The sequence below is a fragment of the Mesomycoplasma ovipneumoniae genome (genome assembly GCF_035918255.1).
GTDB classification, from domain to species: Bacteria; Bacillota_I; Bacilli_A; order Mycoplasmatales; family Metamycoplasmataceae; genus Mesomycoplasma; species Mesomycoplasma ovipneumoniae_A.
Map to the genome: position 1 here is coordinate 909,104 of NZ_CP142136.1, position 21,296 is coordinate 930,399.

The 21,296-nt window shown below is 27.8% G+C and carries 11 protein-coding genes; 1 reads left to right on the plus strand and 10 read right to left on the minus strand.

From position 1 onward, the window contains the following. Nucleotides 1-52: 52 nt before the first annotated feature. Nucleotides 53-364: a hypothetical protein gene (locus U3G01_RS03275; protein WP_255031232.1), complete on the minus strand. Its 312-nt coding sequence runs from the start codon at nt 362-364 to the stop codon at nt 53-55. A gap of 110 nt (nt 365-474) precedes the next feature. On the opposite strand from U3G01_RS03275, the gene U3G01_RS03280 reads away from it, so the two are divergent. Then, complete coding sequence (locus U3G01_RS03280) at nt 475-2,055, plus strand: GIY-YIG nuclease family protein (RefSeq protein ID WP_255031233.1); 1,581 nt, start codon at nt 475-477, stop codon at nt 2,053-2,055. A gap of 505 nt (nt 2,056-2,560) precedes the next feature. Here the strand turns inward: U3G01_RS03280 and U3G01_RS03285 are convergent. The 9 genes from U3G01_RS03285 to U3G01_RS03325 all read right to left on the minus strand — a co-directional run bounded on the left by U3G01_RS03285 (nt 2,561) and on the right by U3G01_RS03325 (nt 21,282). Further along, complete coding sequence (locus U3G01_RS03285) at nt 2,561-5,416, minus strand: SGNH/GDSL hydrolase family protein (RefSeq protein ID WP_255031235.1); 2,856 nt, start codon at nt 5,414-5,416, stop codon at nt 2,561-2,563. Between the two features lie 655 nt (nt 5,417-6,071). Next, nucleotides 6,072-7,730, minus strand: a complete 1,659-nt coding sequence (locus U3G01_RS03290; RefSeq protein ID WP_326564830.1) for an IS1634 family transposase — start codon at nt 7,728-7,730, stop codon at nt 6,072-6,074. Between the two features lie 694 nt (nt 7,731-8,424). Then, a complete protein-coding gene (locus U3G01_RS03295; RefSeq protein ID WP_255030910.1) occupies nt 8,425-13,176 on the minus strand; it encodes a DUF4011 domain-containing protein in 4,752 nt (1,583 codons plus the stop codon). Between the two features lie 59 nt (nt 13,177-13,235). After that, entirely contained in the window at nt 13,236-14,480 is a 1,245-nt protein-coding gene (gene tyrS, locus U3G01_RS03300; protein ID WP_255030911.1) for a tyrosine--tRNA ligase, read from the minus strand. Between the two features lie 23 nt (nt 14,481-14,503). Next, the gene (locus U3G01_RS03305; protein ID WP_255030912.1) at nt 14,504-15,331 is read right to left on the minus strand and encodes a deoxyribonuclease IV; all 828 of its coding nucleotides are present in this window, start codon (nt 15,329-15,331) and stop codon (nt 14,504-14,506) included. Further along, complete coding sequence (locus U3G01_RS03310; protein ID WP_255030913.1) at nt 15,325-16,098, minus strand: Nif3-like dinuclear metal center hexameric protein; 774 nt, start codon at nt 16,096-16,098, stop codon at nt 15,325-15,327. Before U3G01_RS03310 ends, U3G01_RS03305 begins: the two co-directional genes overlap by 7 nt. A gap of 7 nt (nt 16,099-16,105) precedes the next feature. Next, nucleotides 16,106-17,479 carry an RNA polymerase sigma factor gene (locus U3G01_RS03315; protein WP_419776294.1) on the minus strand — a complete coding sequence of 458 codons (1,374 nt, stop codon included), beginning with the start codon at nt 17,477-17,479 and terminating at the stop codon, nt 16,106-16,108. Between the two features lie 637 nt (nt 17,480-18,116). Continuing rightward, the gene (gene dnaG / locus U3G01_RS03320; RefSeq protein ID WP_255030915.1) at nt 18,117-19,922 is read right to left on the minus strand and encodes a DNA primase; all 1,806 of its coding nucleotides are present in this window, start codon (nt 19,920-19,922) and stop codon (nt 18,117-18,119) included. Further along, a complete protein-coding gene (locus U3G01_RS03325; RefSeq protein ID WP_255030916.1) occupies nt 19,915-21,282 on the minus strand; it encodes a glycine--tRNA ligase in 1,368 nt (455 codons plus the stop codon). The genes dnaG and U3G01_RS03325 overlap by 8 nt, the downstream gene beginning before the upstream one ends. Between the last annotated feature and the right edge of the window lie 14 nt (nt 21,283-21,296).

Genomic DNA, 21,296 nt, shown 5'->3' on the forward strand with positions numbered 1-21,296 from the left:
AAATAAAAAAGACTATAAATTCAAGGGTTTTTTGAACTTAAATTAAAAATTTTTAAAGTTCTTTTAGTTGACTTTCGATGTTTTTCTCAACTTTTTTCATCGCTTTTATTTTATAAATTCCGATCAAAAAAGAAACTAAAAAAACTGTTGCAATTACAGCCGAAAGTAATGCGATCGCAAGCCAAGTTGCCTCGACAAATTCGGTCCGAAACCCTTCTTCGCTATTAAGTTGAACTATATAATAAGTCAACAAACCTATAAAAACAAGAAAAAAGGCGAAAAAAAGCGCTAAAAAAATTTTGCTAACTTTTTTGATTTGTTTTATTTTAGGTTCTGCCGTTCTTTTGTAGGATTCAAAATCCATATTCTTCCTCCCAACTAATCCAATAGTTTAAATTATAATTATATCAAATTTTTACTAAATCATAACAGTATTTAAAAAATTAATTATAATTTTATTATTAGAGGACCTTTATGGAAAATTTTGACCAACTAATTAAGAGTACAAATCTACCTAAAAAAACAGGTGTTTATCGTTTTTATGATGAAAATAATTCACTTTTATATGTTGGTAAAGCAAAAAATTTGCACTCAAGAGTCAATCAATATGCAAAAGGATCAACAAATTCTTATAAAACTTTTTTGTTAATACAAAAAATTAGGAAAATTGAATATGATATTGTTGCCAACGAAAAAGAAGCACTAATCCTTGAAAAAGAATATATTAGCAAATATCAGCCAATTTATAATATCAAACTAAAAGATGACTCTGGATATCCTTATATAAAATTAGAATTAATTAAACAATTAAAAATTTCCCTTGTTTATAAAGTTCCTAGAACAAAAAATGATGTAAATGTCTTTTATTATGGACCTTTTCCAAGTAAAAAATACGCCTTTGCCTTAAAAAAATTTCTTGAAAGTGAAACCTTATATGAAAAAGGTGAAAAATACTCTAATCAAGATGTAGAATTTTTTCGACAAAAGTTCCTTTTTTGCAAAAATTTGCTGCAAAAAAGGAACGAAATCGCACTTCTTGAGGAAAAATTAGAAGCTGCCAAACAAAATCATCACTATGAACTGGCAAAAGAATATTTTAATGCTATTAATGGACTTAAAAACGCAAGAAGTCAAGAACAAAATATCGACCTAAATAACGCAGAAAATCTTGATTTTCTTTGCTTTTCTAGTCCTGAATCTAACTTTTTGGTTGTCAGTTTTGCCTTTTACAGAAATGGTATTTTTTTATCAAACAAGCATTTTCATCTCGAAATTGTTCTAAATACTTATGAAACTTTAGTTAATTTTCTAAATTCGTACTATAAAAATAATATTTCTCCTGATAAATTGATAGTTGATTTTAGCTTTGATAAATATTTTGATTTTTTTGACAGCAAAATCAAGCTAAAAATTGCAAAAAACAAACAACATAGACAAATTTTGGACAATTTAAAAGAAAATCACTTTGATTTTATCGCTAGTCAAGGCAAAAATCAAAATAAAGTCCAAAATTTTGAAATTTTGGAATTAATTAAGCAAAACCTTAAAATAAAAAGTGCCAACAAAATAATGGCTATAGACAATTCTTTTTTAACATTTGTGCAAAATGTCGAAAAAACTACGCAAAAAACAGAAAAACTTTTCCCAACAACAGGAATTATTTTCTACATTGATGGATCATATGAGCCTAGTTATAGTCGTTTTTTTAATTTTACTGGGTCTAAAAAGGGCGACACGAACTATATGAGGCAAGGGTTTGAAAAGTATTTTAAAATTAAAAACTCCCTTAAACCCGATCTAATTTTGGTTGACGGCGCAAGTAATCAAGTGAACGTGATTGCAAGTGTTTTAAAAAACATCGGAATTCAGGCGCCTATTTTCGGACTTGTTAAAAATAGAAAGCACAAAACTAGCCATATAATTGACCAAAAAGGAAAAATCGTTAAACTTGACGAAAAAGTATTTAATTTTTTTCAAAATGTACAAGAAAAAGTTGATATGTTTGTAAAATCAAAAATGACAAAAAATAAACTAAAAAGTCTCTTTCATGAATAAAATAATTTAAAATTTTTTGAAATTAAAAAATTTTAAATTTATGACTTTTTACTTTTAAGTTTGTCTTGAGTTTCCCAGTTTGATGGCAAAAATTCACTTTTTGTTGAATATAAACATGCAAAAATACCCGTAAATACGGGTTTTTTGACATTAAAATCTTAATTTTTATTATTTTAAAATTAAGATTTTGCAAAAAAAAAAAAAAAATGCTTGGTATAAAAAAATTTTAGGTTATAATTAAACTCACTTAAGAATAATTAATAAATTTGGATTTTAGAATTAAGGGGGAATTAGTGATGTTTTTTGTCTAAAAAAATCAGACAGTGCGAATTTTCCATTATATTTTTAAATATGATGGGATGCCTTAAATTTGACCGTTTAGAAATCTACAAATTTATGGCTTTTAATTATTGTTCTTTCAAAACTTCAAATCTTTGTTTTTTAAACTCAATTTAAATAAAAACGAGTTTACTATTTACATTGAGTTTAAATAGTAGTTGTTTTTTTATGACTTTTTGCTTTTAAGTTTGTCTAATAAGTGATTAAAATCTAAATTATTTTCTGATTTTTTATCAGTTTCTTCGATAAAACCATTATTTTTCGTTAGTTCAAGTTTGGTGTTATATTCGATAGTTAATTCAGAAATAACCGCAAAAATAGAGTCAATTAGGTTTTTAAAGTAATTTGTCTGATTGGTTTGGTCGAGTTTCTCAAGAACTTCGTGTGGCAAAATTTTAGCAAAAACAGACTTAAGTGCATTTAAAACTTTGGTGTTGTTATGGTTTTTGTCAATAAACTTATACAAAATTGGTTTTAATTTTTGGGAATTATTAGACAATAAATTAAAAATTATGGCGTATAAATCGGGACTATTTTGATATTTATAATTATTAATCAAGAAAAAATCATCCATAATTGTGCTAATTAAATCACTTAATTCTTTAAAATTATCTTGTGCTAAGAAATCTGAAAAAGACTCAAAAATTAAATTTAAAGACTGATAATTTTCAGAATTTTTGTCAAGAATAAAGCTTAAATTAATTTTTGAAATAAATGGTAAAAATTTACCAAGTAAAGACTTAACAGAATCTATTTGTCTAGCTGAAGGAGAAAAAGAGATAATATCTTGGAAAAAATTATAAATATTGTCTTTATCTTTGATAAAATCACTAACTTTATTGGTTAAATTAGAAATAATATTAAAAAAGAAAGAAAAATCAGATGGATTATTGCTTATTCCGCTTTTTATTCCATAAATAACTTCGTTAGATAGCAAATTAATTAAATTATTAAAAGTTTTAGTATTAACTATTATATCGCTAGTACTTGTAATCAAAGTTATAAGTGAATTTATGTCTTCTTTTTCAATATTAAAGCCAAATTGACTTGATAGGGCGTCAAAAATAGTACTCAAAAAATTAGGTCTTTTAAGTGCTTCTATTACAAAACTTTTAATAAAAGCTACTGATTTATTGTAATTATTTGAATTTTGGAGAAATAAATACAAAATTTGACCAAAAGATTTAGCTGATATATAATCTTGATTATTTTGTATTAGTTCTGTAAAAATAAAAGTGACAAATTTTTGAACTGAATTAAATTGAAGTACTTCTTTTATTACTTGCTGAATATTTTCTTGACTTGAAATTGAGCTAACTAATAATTTAGAAATTGCCGGTTGGTTAAATAGTAAATTATAAAATAAATTAATCGATTTAGTGCTGTGGTTCTGAACATATTCGCTAGACAAAATTTCGTTTAAAAGTGCGAGAATATTTTCCTGAGAAAGGGCTTTTTCCTTCAAAAAACTTATTAAATCAGGGGATGTTTGTGTTTTATCCGACTCAGACAACTCAGAACTATCTTGTTCTGAGTTGTCGTCAGACTCAATTTGTTCAACATTTTGGATGGAAGAATTCGCAATAAATTCTTGTGCATATTGTGTTATATTTGTGAAAAATTCACTTTTTAAAATTACTTCAACAATGTTATTAAATGCCTCAAAATTTGGTTCAGATTTATTACCAAAAGTGTTAATTAAACCTTTAAATAAGTCGGCAAAATCGCTCTGTTCAGAACCAAAAAACCCGACAAATTGATTCAAAGCGCTAGCGTAATTTGCTGATTCTGGTTGCTGAAATGAAATTGTATGTAGATCCTTAATGCTTTTTTCTTCAAAACTAGAATTTTCACTAATAAAATTTTGAAGCGAACCATTAATAGTAATTTTTTCTAAAATTTCATTGCTAGAGCCAAAATCTATTTGCTGAGACTCTAAATTATTAGCGGAAAAATTAGTTTGTAAAAGTTCATCATTTTCATTGAGTTTTTTAGATTTATTAAGGTCTGTAGGGGATAAAGCTAATGAAATAATTAAATTTTGCGCTATTTGTTTGTTGGCTTTTATTTGAGGTCTGAAATCTAAATCTGTATCAAAAAATGGACCTGATTTTTCATCTCAAGATTTTTCAAAAAATGGGTTTATGAAATTAATGCCCATTTGTTGTGAAACTTCTTTTATTTCATCGTTTAGACGACTTACTGAAAGTAAATTAGGTTCAAATTCTGACAAATAATTTTTAAGCAAATCGTTTAAAAATTTATCAATTTTTGGATGCTCATTATAATATCCAATTAGATTTATGTAGGTTTCAGGATTAATATTTTTAATTAAAGTTATTAACTTTTTCAAGTTATGTTTAATTTTTATAAATGCGTAATTAATATTTGTTGTTATTGAATCGTATAAATTTCGGGGTGTATTGCTTGAAAGAATATTGTCAAAAAAATTACTATTAAATTCATTAAGAAAGTCTTTGAAACCAATTGAAATTGTAATTAAATTAGCGTTTCGAATTTCTTGTCTTAAGTTTGAAAAATCGCCGGTAAAATTTTCAAATACTGAACGAATTGTTTCGGCAAAATTTGAAGAATTGTATGTTTGAACCCTTAAATTAGAAAGATTTTTATCACTTATAATATTATTTTTTGGATCTAGAAGATATATTCAATCTAGAATTGAGGAATTATTTAGCGCTAAATTTTTAAAAGATTTTACAGAATTGGGTTGAATAGTTTGAGCAAAATTGGCAAAAAAAGCAGGAAAAGAGATCCCGCTAATTGAACCGTTAGTCATTTTACCGCGCCCGTCAAGATTATTTTCTCAATCAAAACCTGAGCTAAGGGAATCACCTAAAGCTAAATAGTTTAATTCTTTTAACAACGCAGTCTCTGATTTTTTTAACAAATTTGATCCTAAATGAGTTTGTTTTGCACTAAAAAAAACTGCGCCTGAAATAATTCCAACGTTTAAGAGAATTGGCGTGGATGTTTGAAAGAGAATTTTTAAAGCTTTTTTCATTAAACCAAACCTCAATATTTAAAAGTAAATTATACTACATAACCGCTAAAAATGTATGTTTTTTATTTGATTATAAGAATTTTAATGATTTTTTTGAAAAAAGGGAAAAATTAAGGAATTGCTAGGGAAAAGGTTTCTCCTTTGTTTTCAAAAATTATTTTATCATCAAGTAATTTTTAAAACATTGATCTCCTGAGTTGCCCAGTTTGATGGCAAAAATTCACTTTTTATTGGATACAAATATGCAAAAATAGCCATAAATACGGGCGTTTTGAGGGTAAAATCTTAATTTTTATTATTTTAAAATTTACCCTTTGCAAAAAAAAAAAAAAATGCTTGGTCTAAGAAAAAATTCTGCTATAATAACACTAACTAAGAATAAATTAATAAATTTTGATATTGAATTAGGGAGGAATCAGTTATGTTTTTTGCTATAAAAAAATCAGAAAATGCGAATTTTCCATTATTTTTTTAAATATAATGGAATGCCTTGGAATGCCTTGGAATGCCTTGGAATGCCTTAAATTTAACCGTTTAGAAATCTACAAATTTATGGCTTTTCCTGAGTTTCCCAGTTTCATAAGGTAATTTTAAAAAAGTATCCGGTTTTAGGGGCTTTTTTAAATTTTTTGTTAAAAGTTAATTACAATTTTTTTTACCTATTTATTAAGATATTAAAGTAAAAATCGTACCTATTTCAAATATTCGGATCACTAGGGACACCATCTCGATTTTTAAATGTTATTTGCTGATCTAAAGTGTTAAATTCAACCCTTTGCCTTAATTTTTGCAACATCGTTACTAAACCAACTTCAGTTAATTGATTGTTTTCAAATAACTTGTTATCACTAATATGTTTGTTGATTTTAAATATTATAGTTTTTAAAATAACTAGTGAGATAAAACACAAAAGTGTATGAGCTAGAATGTGCTCGTCAATTCTTAAAAATACGGGCCGAATATTCAACAAACCTTTTAGACTTCTAAAATTAGCTTCAATATTCCACTGTTTTTGGTATTTTTCAACTATATCTAAGACATTCGAATTCAGTATATTTGTTTCATAAACATAGTAGCCATCAAATTGTTTGTCTTTGTCAATTTTACTTTGATCTAATTCAAATTTCATGTTTGAAATTTCCTTAAAATATTTAGGTTTTTTACCAAACAATTTGTTTACCTCGATAAAACCGTCTTTATTTTGTTTTTTAATAAAACTTTCGATTTGCTCTTCACGAGCTTTTCTGTCTTTTATCGCTCTTTTTGTACTGTAAGTAATAATTCTTCTTCTAATATTTTCAGTGTATCTTTTATTTTTATATGATGAATAAAATTCTTCTTTTTTATACTTAAAATCCGCACTTACATTAACATAATCGCTTGGATCTAGTAAATAATTTTTAAATTTTTGAGTCCCTACCTTTGCACGATAAGAAATAATGAAATTATAGTTTCTTGATTCAAGAAATCGAATATTTGCGGCTGTTGACATGCCGCGATCAGCGATTATTGTCATATTTTTGATATTATATTTGGATTCAACATCTAAAATAAAAGGGATTAATGTACTAGAATCGCCGGTATTTCCTTTAAAAACTTTAATATGAAAAGGAATACCATTTTTATCACACGCTAAGCCAATGACAATTTGGTCTTCTTTGAATTTAGCATCTTTAGAATAACCAGGAATTCTTAATCCATTTCTTTCAAATGTCTCAAAATAGACTGTTGATGAGTCAAAATAAAATTCACTGTCCCTTTTTCCAAGTTCACTTGTTACCATTTTGTTGACACTATTTAAAAGTTGATTTTGTGACTCAAAGACAAGATCTAGGAGTCTATAAAAACTATTTTTGGAAGTATTTATTTGATTTGAGTAGTCATCTTTTTTATCAAAAGCATTAATAATGCTACCAGGATCAGTGATCCGTTTTGAAATTAAGTAGTTAAAAATTTCTTTCATATTTTTATGTCTACTTTTAGGAAGTGATTCAAAAATATTGTGCTTTTCAATAAGTTTTTCAATTAATTCCCCGCCAACAAAAACCGAACCTTCGATTATGTTGGAATTTTTAATAGAATCAAGCAAAGCAATCTTGACTTTATTCATGTCATCTAAATTTGAAAACAATTTCAACTTTTCTTTGATAATTTGAATAGCATTTGGATTAATTTTTTCCAAATTTTGCACATTTCCTAAACTAAATCACCGTTTTGGAGCTTTACCGTAACCTTGTGTTCAGCCAACATATTTATATAGTTTATCTTTCGAGTTTCCTCAAACATTAAATAAAACCAAATTTTGTTTTTTCATAATTTATAATTATACCATAAAAATTAATTTAAAAATGTAATTAAACGGAATTAATAAAAAATAAGGTTTTACGATAAAAAAATACTGATTTACCGTTATTTTTTCATATTTGTATTCACTAAAAAGTGAATTTTTGCCTTCAAACTGGGAAACTCAGGATGCTTGGTCTAAGAAAAAATTCTGCTATAATAACACTAACTAAGAATAAATTAATAAATTTTGATATTGAATTAGGGAGGAATCAGTTATGTTTTTTGCTATAAAAAAATCAGAAAATGCGAATTTTCCATTATTTTTTTAAATATAATGGAATGCCTTGGAATGCCTTGGAATGCCTTAAATTTAACCGTTTAGAAATCTACAAATTTATGGCTTTTAATTATTGTTCTTTCAAAACTTCATATATTTTTTTAGGCTCAATGTAAGTAAAAACGAGTTTTCTATTTACATTGAGTTTAAATAGTAGTTGTATTTTTTTATGATTTTTGTTGTTTTACCCATAAATGATTTTTGCCAGTGTTTTAAAATAGGTAATTAATTTTTGCCAAAAAAGTTAAAAAAGTGTCCAAAACTAAACCAGGACACTTTTTTAGGATTATCTTATCAAACTAGGAAACTCGGGATAAGCACTAAAAACGTACGCTTTTCATTTGATAATTGGAATTTTAATAGTTTTTTTGAAAAAAAGGAAAAATTAAGTAATTGATAAGGAAAAAGTTTCTCCTTTGTTTTCAAAAATTATTTTATCATCAAGTAATTTTTGAAAACATTGGTCTAAATAGTCGCGAGTCTTTTTCTTTAAGAATGAAAAATCTGTTATTTCGAGAATTAATGAATATATATCCTCTTTTGAAATTGATTTAGTTTTTTCAATTATTGTTATAATCAAATCCTTAATTTCAAAATAATGTATGTCTCTTATTGGTCTTTTTGGTTCAAGGAAAAAATTGTATTTTGTCACATTTTTTAAAAAATAATGCGACGGACTTTCGAAAATAATGTTATTTTCTATAAAATTATGTGCAATTTTCACACTTTTTGCTTTTATAGAGTTGGTAATTTTTGAATTTCCAGATAATCAAAGGACAATTTTTTGGTGTTCTTGCTTGCTGAGAATTTTAACTCTATTAAAAATTTCCTCAAAAAAAGAATATTCAGTTTTAGTTTGATTTCATAAGTCAGTCAAATTTTCATCCGTAAATAAAAATCTTTTTTCAAAAAAGGATTTAAAATCAATTGGCTGTCTTTTTTTAATAATAGCTAATGGAGCGCTAAATTGTTCAGCTGTTTTTGGCGGTAAATCAGAAGGATTTTCTTCAACACCCAGCGGTTTTTCTTCTTGAGATTTAAGTTTTTTTATTATTTCTTTTATTTTTTTAAGTTGACTGCCTCTATTTTGGAATCAATCTAGCGACCAAATTCTAAGGATATTTCAACCTCGCGACATTAGGACATTTTTTCACAAAATTTCACGATCACGGGCATTTTTATGCTTTAAATAACCAGATCCATCACATTGAATACCTAGTAAATAACTATTTTCGTTTTGTGGATTTAAAACTGCTAAATCGATTTTGTAATCTGAATATCCAACGTTTTTTACAACTTTTAGACCCATATTTGTTAATTCTTTGTAGACAGAATCTTCAAAACTTACTTGTGAATCTGAAGTATTATCAGGTTTATTTTCTACAAACAAATTATGTTTAGCAATTTCTAGATATTTTTTAAGAAAACTTGCCCCGCGTGTGCGGACTTTTTCTAAATCAATTTGCTCAGGATCAAGTGATGTAACCATTATTGTTGAATATTTTGCCCGAGTAAAGGCAACATTTAGACGTCTGTAACCATTTTTTTGGTTAATCGCTCCAAAATGAAGTGAAACTTTGTTTTGCTCATTAGGACCAAAATTTAATGAAAAAATGATTATATCGCGCTCGTCGCCTTGAACTGATTCAATATTTTTGACAAAAATTTCGGTAGATGATTCATCGCTAAAAAACTGGGAAAAATAAGGCTTATTTGCTTTAAATTTTTCTAATTTTGATTGAATAAGATTTCGCTGTACTGAATTAGTTGTAACAATTCCTATCGAAAATTTGTTTTGATATTTTGTAAGAATTTGGTCTAGTATTTCAATAACAGTATCTGCTTCTTTTTCATTTTTTCGCTCTTTATAAAGCGCATTTTCAACTTTTACAAGCTTAATACCTTGTAAATCATGAGGTTTTTGACTTGTTGGAAAAGTGACTAAATCATTATTATAAATTTCAATGTTAGAAGGTTGAATCAATTCTTCAAACTTTGAGCGATAATGTCATGTTAGTCTGTAAGATTTTAAAAATGTTTGACTGACATCAAGAATTGAGAGATAATCTGAAACATTGAAGTCGGTAAAATCAGATTCTTCATCCTCGCTTTCAGGAATTGTGTCAAAAAAATTTGTTGGGGGCATTTGTTCTTTGTCACCAGCAATTATATATTGTTTTGCGCGGACAATTGCCCCAATTGCGCTTTCAGGCTTTACTTGTGAAGCCTCATCAAAAATAACAAGATCAAATTCCATATCACTATTTTTAATGTAGGAACTTACTGAGAGTGGCGACATCATCAAACAAGGCTTTAATTTTCTTAATAAATTCGGAATTCTGACAAAAAGTTCGTGAAACGGCATTAAACGTCGAGATTTATTAGCTTCTTGTCTTAAAATTCTAATTTCTGGAGTATATTCAGAAACTGAGTCAATTTGGGGAATTTTTTCAAGAAGAATGGCATCAACTCTTTTTGCCGACAGTAAATCTAATTTTTCTTGGGCAAGCTCAAATTTGTTTTGATTTGAACTTAGTGTTTGTCAATCATAATTATTAAATTCGGCGCTAACTATTTGATCTATTAAAATTTTGTAAAATTTTTTTGCAAAAGTTTTATAAAAATCAATTTCTAAGTTTGCCTCAATTGCTTTATTTATAAAATCGTCAATTCCAAAATCAGATAAAAGGGAAATATTGGCATTAATTTGGGCAATTTCATGAATTTTGTCGATTTTATATAGCTTTGTTTGAAGATTATTTTCGAATCTTTTCTTTTCTAAAAAGTTAAAATTAACCACTTTTGAATCAAATTCAAGCGAAAATTCTCGTCAAATATCAACAAATTGACTAACAGGCTCAAACAATTTTTTATTCAAAAGCTCTCTTGTATACTTTGAATCAAGAAAAAAATCAACAAATTGCTTGTCTTGAACTTTTACTTTTGTTGAATCATTCAAGATTTTTAACTTTTTATAAAACTTTAATTGATAAAAATTTGCCTGGATTTGGCTAGGATTTGTTTCACCAGCTTTGAATAAAAGGGTTGAAAGCCATTTTTCAAGCGAGATTTTTTTGTTTTTTAAGGTAATAATTTCTGATGAGTTTTCAAGAAAAGTTGTGTCAGAAAAATCTTTGTTAAAATACGGAGTTAATTTTTGTTTGATTTTTTTGTATCTAAAGTCTAAAAATTTAAGTTTTTTATTAAGATGATCTTCAATAATTTGACAACACTCTTTGATAGGAACATCTAAAGGAATTTGCTTAAAATGAACGTAAAGTTTTTTTTCTAAGGTAGAAATTTCTGACTGAATTTGTAAAATTTGTGAATATTTTTGAATTTCTTGGGACAAATTTTGTAACTTTTCCAGTTCAGGTAAATCAATTTTTTCCAGATTATTTAAAATTTTTAAAAAATCAAACAAATAAAGAATATTATTTAAATGTTGATCTGGATGCATCAAGAAAAAATTAAACTCTTTGATGTTATTGAAAATAGTATGACTTAAATTTGTCAAAGTTAAAATTCAAGTTCTAAATTTGTCTTTTTTGAATTCATCAATAGTTTTTTGACTAAAACCATATCAAGGGTGTTTTTTTAAATTAAAGTTAATAGTTTTTATTTTTTGAAATAAATCACTAAGTCCTCATTCAATTTTTTGAAGGGCAAAATAGTCAATTTTTTTTAGTTTTTCTTCTGGAATTGAAAATTCAAAATTTGGAATATCAACCAAATTTTGATATTCAGCAATTAAGTCATACACACTTTTTTGTAACGGAGGACGAATTTGAGTAAGTTTTTCACCGTAATTATTCAGTTTTTGACGCAATTCAATATAATTATTTTCAATTAAAGCAGACTCTGAAGCATTCAGTAATATTGAATTAGCCCCTTTTTCGAGCGTGGCTAAAAGATTATCAACTACATCTTTTTTGTTAATATTTTCGTTGTGAATTGCTATAACTGAGTCAGATAGTCCAATTTTTTTAAGGTTTGAATAAACAACATTAAGTGCGGCTAACTTTTCTGAAACAAATAAAACTGTTTTATTTCTTGCTAAAAATTCATTAATTATATTAGTGATTGTTTGAGACTTTCCAGTTCCGGGAGGACCATCAAGAATGAAATTTTCACCACGAATTGCGGCCTGAATTGCTTTTTCCTGAGATGAATCGGCTGGCAAAATATGGAAATAATCTGATGGGGAAAGATCATTATTAGAGCTAGAGCCGACGACATTATCTTGATTATTTTCACCGATAGGGGCGACAGAATTATTTGGTTTTGGGGTAGAATTGCCAATTATTTCATTATAAAAAGGATTGTTAATTATTTTTTCTTCATTTTCAACTAAATCAGTGTAAATTTCAATTTTACTATAATCAAAAAGACTCAATTGAATTGAGCGAATTATTTCTCAATTTGAATTAGTGTTATTTTTTTGAAATAATTTTTCAAAATTTAGAAAATTTTCCCTAATTGAGATTGATGTATCAATTTTAAATTTAGATAATTGACTGTCTAAGTTTAAAATTTGCAATTTTTTAAGAAGAGTTAAATTTATGCTTAATGATGAATTATCAAGAAATTCAAGTCAATATTTCTCTTTTCCTTGCTCTAACATTCGACTAAGTTGGGCAGGAAATAAAAAAATAGGACTATAATAAGGGGTTTTTTCATCATCTTTTTCAAATCATTTCAAAAATCCAATACCAAGATAAAGAATATTTATCGCTTTTTCTTCTTTAAAATTTTTGAATTTTGAGTATAAATTTTTGATAATTAAATTCTCTTGCTCAACGGGGAAGTCTGATATTATCAAATTTGAGATGTTTTTAGTACTTATTAATTGTTCTTGAATTTCTTCTAGTGTTAGTGGCGTAAAATTTTTAGGCTTTGATTTTGAAGTTGACTGCTTTTTAGCATTTTTTTCGGGATAACGAAAAAATATTTTTGCTTTAACCTCTACAACATTATCAAGAAAATCATTAAAATTAGGCAATAAAATTCCGAGTTTTATTGGCCTTGTTTTCGTTGGGATGTTTAAATTAAAATTGATTAATCGATTTCTTTTAGAAACATCAAGCAATTTATTTTGTCATTTTTTTAGATCTTCACGAACATTATCAACTTCCATATTTCCCTTATTAAATCAAGTTTTATTATAATATTATAAAATATTTTTTGTAATTTTATTTAAATTAGCTCGAAAATAAAGAATTGTTTCTTGCCTTTTTTAATTAAAAAGAGGTTGTTTTGATCAGCTAGACTAGTATTAATTTCAGAAGAAAATTCAATTTTTATACCGTTAATTTCGAGAGCTTTATGTGAAATAAATTCATTCAATTCACGTTTTGAGCTAAAAATACCAGATTCAATTAGACTATTTTGGTCAAAAAATTTTGCACTAAAATAGGGCAAAATTTTTTTTAGTTCTAATTTATCATCGAAAGTTATTTCAAAATAATTTATTTTATTAAATAAAATTTGGGTTATTTTTTCTGCAATTTCAAGTCCTTTTTGGCCGTGAATATTAAAAACAACCTCTTTTGCCAATTCTTTTTGTAAAATTCGGTCTTTTTTATTTTGATTGTGCAAAGAAATTAATTGCCTAATTGAATCTAGATCTAAAAACGACAGCCAGAGCATAATTTTTTCGGCCTGAGAATCGCTTTGATTCAACAAAAATTGATATAAATTAAAAGGTGAATACATATTTTTATCAAGCCAAATCGGTTTTCCAAGACTTTTGCCAAATTTTTCATTATTTTCATCAGTAAGTAAATTTGTTGTAAAAACAAAAGTCTTGTCCTTATTTTTTAGGTTTGATTTTTTAATAAAATCAAGGCCAGTCACCATGTTGCCTCATTGATCAGACCCCCCTGATTGGGCAATTATGTTGTGATTTTGGGCTAAAAATGTAAAATCTCACCCTTGAATTAGTTGATAAGAAAATTCTGTATATGAAAGTCCAGATTCAATACGCGAAGAAACAGAATCTTTTGTCAACAAATAAGCAATATTAATATTTTTACCAATATCACGCAAAAAGGTTAAAATATTCATATCTTTGTAAATTTCAAAATTATCAAAAACAGGTAAATTAAACGATTTTAGTTGGTTTTTGATTTTTTCAGTGTTATTTTTAACACTTTCAAAGTCAAGTAACTTTCGCTCATTAGGTTTAAATGACGGATCGCCAATCATTCCAGTCGCCCCGCCGACAACGGCAAGAACTTTAATCCCAAAATTTTGAAGGCGTTGTAAAAGATTTATTGAAATGTAATTACCTAAATGAAGCGAGGGCGCTGTTGGATCAAAGCCGATATAAATTCCATTTTCAGAAGAAAGATTTGAAAATCTATCGGAATTAGTGATATCTTTTAAAATTCCTCTTTCCTTTAGCTCATCAAGAAAATCAATTTTATTTTTGTTAGACATAGAAAAATTCTCCAAAATTAGTGCTATTTTTTCAATAAAAGGGCGATTTCTTGATCATAAATTGGCTTATTATCAACATAAGGTGTTTCTAAAATTATTGGAATATTATCAAAAAGTGGGTCATGAACAATTTTTTGAAGAGTTTCAAGACCAATAAAACCTTTGTCAATATTAGCATGACGATCTTTTTTTGAACCAAGCGGATTTGCTGAATCATTTAGATGAATAACTTTTATGTGATTTATTATTTTAGTTTTTATTAATTCTTGTTGAAATTCAGCATAATTTTTGAGATCATAACCAGCATCTCAGACATGACAAGTATCAAGACAAACCCCAATTCTTTCTGAATTTAAGTCTTGAATTATATCGACTATTTCCTCAAAACTTGAGCACATTTCAGTACCTTTTCCGGCCATAGTCTCAAGTAAAATTTCGACATTTTTTGTTTTTTCAAGTATAACTTTAAGTGACTTTACAAGCTGATTTTTTGCTTCTAATCTTGTATAGGTTGTGAAAAAACCTGGGTGCAAAACTAAGAATTTTGCGCCAATAAAGTTCATTTTTTCAATCTCTTTTACCAAAAAATCAATAGAAAAATTAGCTTTTAATGGATTAGCCAAATTTAAAATATAAGGAGCATGAACAACTATATCAACAGGCGGAATTTGCTTGGAAAATTCAGCGACATACTCGTCAAATTTATAATTTTCAGGCTGAGTTCTCATTGTTGACTGGGGTGGACCTAAAAAAATCATTGCTGTATTTGCTTTATTTTTTAGAGAAATATCGATTGCACCAAAAAGGTAATCTGGTTTTTTAAAAGGTACATGTGATCCAATTTTTATCATTTAATTTTAACCTCGCTTAAAATTTCAGGTAATTTAAAACTGTGAATTTCGATGTTTTTAAATTTTTCTTGTAATATTTGGGCAATTTTATCAGTAAAAACTTGCTCAATAAGGTGGGGAATTTCTAAAACTTTGATTTTATGATGCTTGATCGTAAGTTGATCTGATCATTTGAGATCGGAAGTTATAACAAGATTGGCTTTTTGTTTTTTTGCTAAAAGACATGCTAAAATTCCACCTGAACCTGGAAGAATTGCCACTTTTTTTGGCAGAAAATCTTGTGAAAAATTAGCTCGAAAAGTCACTAAATTGCTTTTTAGTGAAATTCTTTTTAAAATTTCTGAAGCCCTTAAATTATTATCAATTAAAATGTTAAAATCATCAATTTTTATAGCGGTACTTGCATCTAGACCTCACTGGTTGGCAATTGAAAATGCGGTTTGGTTGTTTGTTGAGTCAAAATTCGTGTGGAGCGCAAGCACGCTAATTGAGTGTTTTTTTAGAAGGCTGGAAATTTTTTTCTTGTAGGGCGAATTTTGAAATTCTTCCTTTTTTGTAGGATAAAAAAAGAAAGGATGATGTGAAATTATTAAATTATAATTATTTTTAATAGCAAAATCTAAAACACTTTTTGTAAGATCAATGCAAATAAGAACTTTGAAAATTTCAGAATCAAAAAAGAGATTTCAACCGCAATTATCTCAGGCTTGACAGTTTTCTAAGGGAAATTTTTCAAGCAAAAAATCGCCAATTACTTTTGTTTTCATACTTTTTTTAGTTAAAATCACGTAGTGACCATCTTTTTTGAGGGGTTCTTAATTTTTTAAGAATTTTACCCTCTATTTGACGTACTCGCTCCTTTGTAACACGACGCATGGCCGCTAATTCTTCAAAACTATGAGCTTGATATGGAACGCCATTTTCATCAACGCCAACTCCGTAACGGCGTTTGATAAAATCTTTTTCATCATAGTCAAGCGTTGCCTCGATTATTTCAAGTAAAACTTTAGCTTTTTCCTCGCGCTCGGCATATTCAGCTGGCGAAATTATATTTTCATCCTTAATAAAATCAGAAAAAGAGCTATCTTCTTCTTTACCAATTGCTTTATCTAGCGAAATCGGGTCGACATTTATTTTTTTAATATAACGGACTTTTTCAGCTGTAAATTCAGGTCCAAGACGCTGAGCAATTTCTTCGGCTGTTGGATTTAGCCCTTTTTCTTGCTGTAATTCTCGTTCAGCTTTATTAATTTTATTAATAGTTTCGACCATATGAACTGGAATTCTAATTAGTCTTGCCTGATCAGCCACAGCTCTTGTGATTGCCTGACGAATTCATCAAGTTGCATAAGTTGAAAATTTAAATCCTTTAGTGTGGTCGTATTTTGAAACGGCTTTGATAATTCCTAAATTACCTTCAGAAATTAGGTCGATAAAATTTAGACCACGGTTTTTATAGCGTTTTGCGCTGTTTACAACCAGTCGTAAATTACGTTTTATTAGTGTATCACGAGCTTTTTTACCAATTCGACCTTTAATTTGCATTTTACGGGCAAGTTCTTGTTCTTCTTCTTGGCTTAATAATTTTCCGTATTTCCCAATTCAACGCATGTACCATTTGATCATGTCATTTGTGTCGGTGAGTTTATTTCGGTAAACGTCATCACTGTAAACTTTAGGTTTACGAAATTGACTTGAATTTTCATCATTGATATAATCAAGATCGTCAATATCTTGAATTCTTAGTGATTCATCAACTGAGTGGCCAAATTCAATTTCGCCACTGTCATCTTGAGACAAGTCATCAAAATCTTCTTGGTCATCAAGTCTGTCTAGGCTCAAATCTTTATCATCATCTAGATTGTCAACATTTTTCTTTGTTTTATTTTTAGAATTTTTTTGACTAATTTGATCAGCAAAATCTGAACTTGAGACATCTTCGAGATCTTCTTTGTCTAATTCACCACTGATTATTTTTTTCTGCATTAAAATTTGAAAAAACTCGTCTAATTCGTCCTCTGAAACTGAAAGACTTAATTTTTCGATATATTTATAAACTTCTTCATGACTTAAAAATACATTTTCAGCAGTTTTTTTAGAACTTTTTTTGCCAGTTTGTTTTTGTTTTTCTTCTAATTGTTTTTGTAATTTTTCAATAACAAACTGATAACGTGACTCGGGACTATTAGCTGATTCTGAAAAACTATCAGAATTTTCTAGCTTGTGGTTATCTTCAAAAAGTTCTTTGTTTTTGGAGGTTTTTTGCTCTTTTGCTGTTGTTTTTGTTTGTTTTGTCTTTTTTTTGGGTTTTTCTAATTTTTCTTGTTCTAATTCTAAATCCTCATTTTTTGCGGTTTTAGATTTTGTGGTTGAAGCCACTTTAGCTTTTGCTTTTAGAGTTTTATTAGTTGAGTTAATGTTTTTTGATAATTGATTTAAAGTTTTAGTTCGAAATGCCTCGATACTTTTTAGAAAATCAGATTGATGCTTGGTTGTTTTAATAACATTAAAAAAATTCTCAATTTGTTCATATGAGTTTTTTCTTTTTTCATTAACAATAATTTTTTTTGAATTTTTAGTGTCCAAACTGTCAGAATCAACATTCAAATTTAAATTAGAATTTACTTGGACTTGCTGCTTTGTTTTTTTACGTGAAGTTTTTAACTTTTTTTCAGCGGTTTTAGTTGCTGACTTTGTAGATTTTCCAGAAAAACTATAAGTTTTTTGGGAATTTTTAGGTTCTTGTATTGCCAATTTATTTCCAATTTTCATTATTCCCGCCCCCTTAAATTTCCTCGTTATACAAATCAATTACAAAATTATTTTTATTATTTTTTGAAAACTGACGTAAATTTTCGTTATTTATTCATCTTCTTGATTCATTAATATTTTTAACATAGTTTTCAACGTCGTCTAATGTTCTTTCATGTACATTATAATTTTTAAAGTCATATTCTGGTATTTTTAAGTGTTCATTTAATGAAGTGGTTACTTCATCAATCTTTTGTATAGTTTGCTTGTAAATTTCGGGATTTTTTCTATCGCTAGAATATAATTTTTCAACAAACTTATTATTAAGTGAATTTAAAAATTTAAAATTTAAACTTTTAAAATAAGAAAATTTTTGCTGATCACCTTCAAGAAAATCCTTCAAAACAATTAAAAATAATTTTGCCTCAATATATTCAAATTGATATGGCCGGTTTTCATAGCTATTCCTTTTATTTAGTTGTTTATTTTCAAAAAAATCCCCATATTTTTCAAGTTCCCGATGAGGTTTGGGTGGTGACTGAATTGGTTTTATTCAGCGAAAAGCGCTTTTTTCAATACCTAAGTCCTCTTTAATTTTTTTCAAAAAAACACCTAGTAATGGGCTATTTTGAGCATGCAAACTTTGCAAAAACGGCGTAAATTTGTTAACAAATTCGGTAATTTCATCGCTAGAATTTTCTTTGATTTGATTTTTGTAAAAACTGTAGGCAAAATCAAAGCAATTTTTGCGGTCTGAAAGTTTTTCTAAAAAACTCTCAGCCCCAAAATTATTTAAATATTCATCAGGATCTTTTCCGTCAAAACCTGATATAATGTAAGTTTTAATTTTGTTTTGCGAAAGTGTGAGTGCCGATTTTAAGGTAGCCTCAAGACCAGCCCGATCACCGTCAAGGGCAATGACAACTGTAAAATTATTCAATAATTCACAGTGTTTTTTAGTCAAAGAAGTGCCCATAAGGGCAATTACATTTTTAATATTGACCTTGTAAAATGCAATAACGTCAAAAAAACCTTCTGTAATAAAAATTTCTTTGGGATTGTCAGCGATTGCATTTTTATAATTATAGAAAATTTCAGATTTAGAAAATAACTTACTTGATGGCGAGTTTAAATATTTTGGTTCACATTTAGCGTTAGGCAAACAACGACCTGAAAATCCAACAACTTTTCCTTCTAAATTTTCAATAGGGAAAACAATTCGATTTTGAAAAAAATCAAAACCTTGTTGATTTAAAAGTGAGTAATCCTTTAAAGTTTCCTCATTAAATAATTTTGAATCAACAAGTCGAGGTTTTAAAAATGAACTTGGCGCAAAGCCGATTTTAAATTTTTCAATAATTTCGCGACTTAGCCCTCGCGAATTTATAAAGTTGTAAATTTCCAATTCTTGTCGGTTTTTAGGGCTTTTTTTGGCTCTTGATGTAATTGTAAGTAGCTCTAAAAGATAAAGTGAGACCGAATTTTCAAAAGCACGCAATGCTTGAAGTTCAATTTGAGAATAAACTTTTTCAGGGGCCAAATTATTTGCTAATTTAAGATTTAAATTGTATTCCTTGTTAAGATATTCGACAGCTTGAAAAAAGTTTAAATTTTTTCAAAGCATTACAAAGCTAACAATATTTCCGCCTTTTTGACAAGAAAAACACTTAAAAATTTGCTTAGAAATTGAAACTGACAGTGATGGATTTGTGTCCTCATGAAATGGACAAAGTCCAACAAATGTGTTTCTTCCATTGGGCGAAAGCTGGATTGCTTGTGAAATTAACCCGTAAATATCGGTGTTTTTTAAAATATGAGCTAAAATTTGCTGCTTATTCATTTGAAGAATTTTCCTCTATAAATTGGATAATTTCGGTGATTTTTATTCTTTTTTGTTCACAAGTATCGCGAAATCTGATTGTTACACTTTGATTTTGAATTCCGTCTTCATCGACTGTAATGCAAAAAAAAGTTCCAATTGAATCTTGATAATAATATCTTTTGCCAATAGTTCCTGTATTTACAAAAGTTGCAGCAATTCCATGACTAACAAGCATTTTTCATATTTCTTCTGCTTGAGGTGAAAATTTTTTTAAAAGCGGTAAAACCGCAACTTTATATGGACTTAAAATAAAAGGAAATTTAAGAAAATAACGGTCTTTTTCGATGTCATGAACAAAATTTTGCTCTAAAATCGCTAACATAAGTCTGTCTAAGCCAATTGATGGTTCAATTATGTATGGTAAAATTTTTTGACCGGTTGCAGAATCGACAAATTCAAGATTTTCACCACTTTTAGCCATATGATTTTTAAGATCAAAATTTCCACGGTTAGAAATTCCAATTAGTTCACCTCAGCCAAAATTAAAAAAATACTCAAAATCAGTGGTTGCTTTTGCATAATGAGCCAATTTTTCGGGTTGATGATTGCTAATTCGGATTGAATCTGACGAAAAACCTAATTTTGATAGAAAAAGTTGAACTTTTTCTATTTCAGAGTGAAAAATTTCATCTGCTTGTTCAGGTCTGACAAAAATTTCCTGTTCTAGTTGAGTAAATTCGCGGGTTCGAAAAATGAAATTTCCAGGTGAAATTTCGTTTCGAAACGATTTTCCTACTTGGGCAATTCGAAGAGGTAAGGTGTTTTTAGTAAATCTTAAAAGTGATTTAAAATTTATAAAAATTCCCTGTGCTGTTTCAGGTCGCAAATACAATGTTGTTTTTTCATTTTCAACAACACCTTGTTCGGTTTGGAATAAAAGATTGAAATTTTTGGGAATAGATCAGTCAGTTTTTGATCCATCATAATTTTCAATTTTAGCCAAATATTGCTGAATTTCTTGTTGATTTAATTTTTCAAAAATTAAATTTGGAAAATTATTTTCAAACAAATGGTCAACACGATAACGTTTTTTATTAATTTTATTTTCAACTAGTAAGTCGCTGAAATTTTCAAGATGACCTGAGGCCTGTCAAACTTTTGGGTTAAGCAAAATTTTTGTGTCAATAAAAAAGGCATTAAGATCTTTATTTATAAAAAAATCAGCCCAAAAATTTTCAATATTTTTAGCTAAAAGAACACCAAGGTGGCCATAATCATAAGAATTTGCTAAACCTCCATAAATTTGTGAACTAGGAAAAATAAATCCTAAATTCTTTAGATAATTAATAAAAAATTGGTAGTTTTCAAATTTGGCCATAATTTATCCTTTTA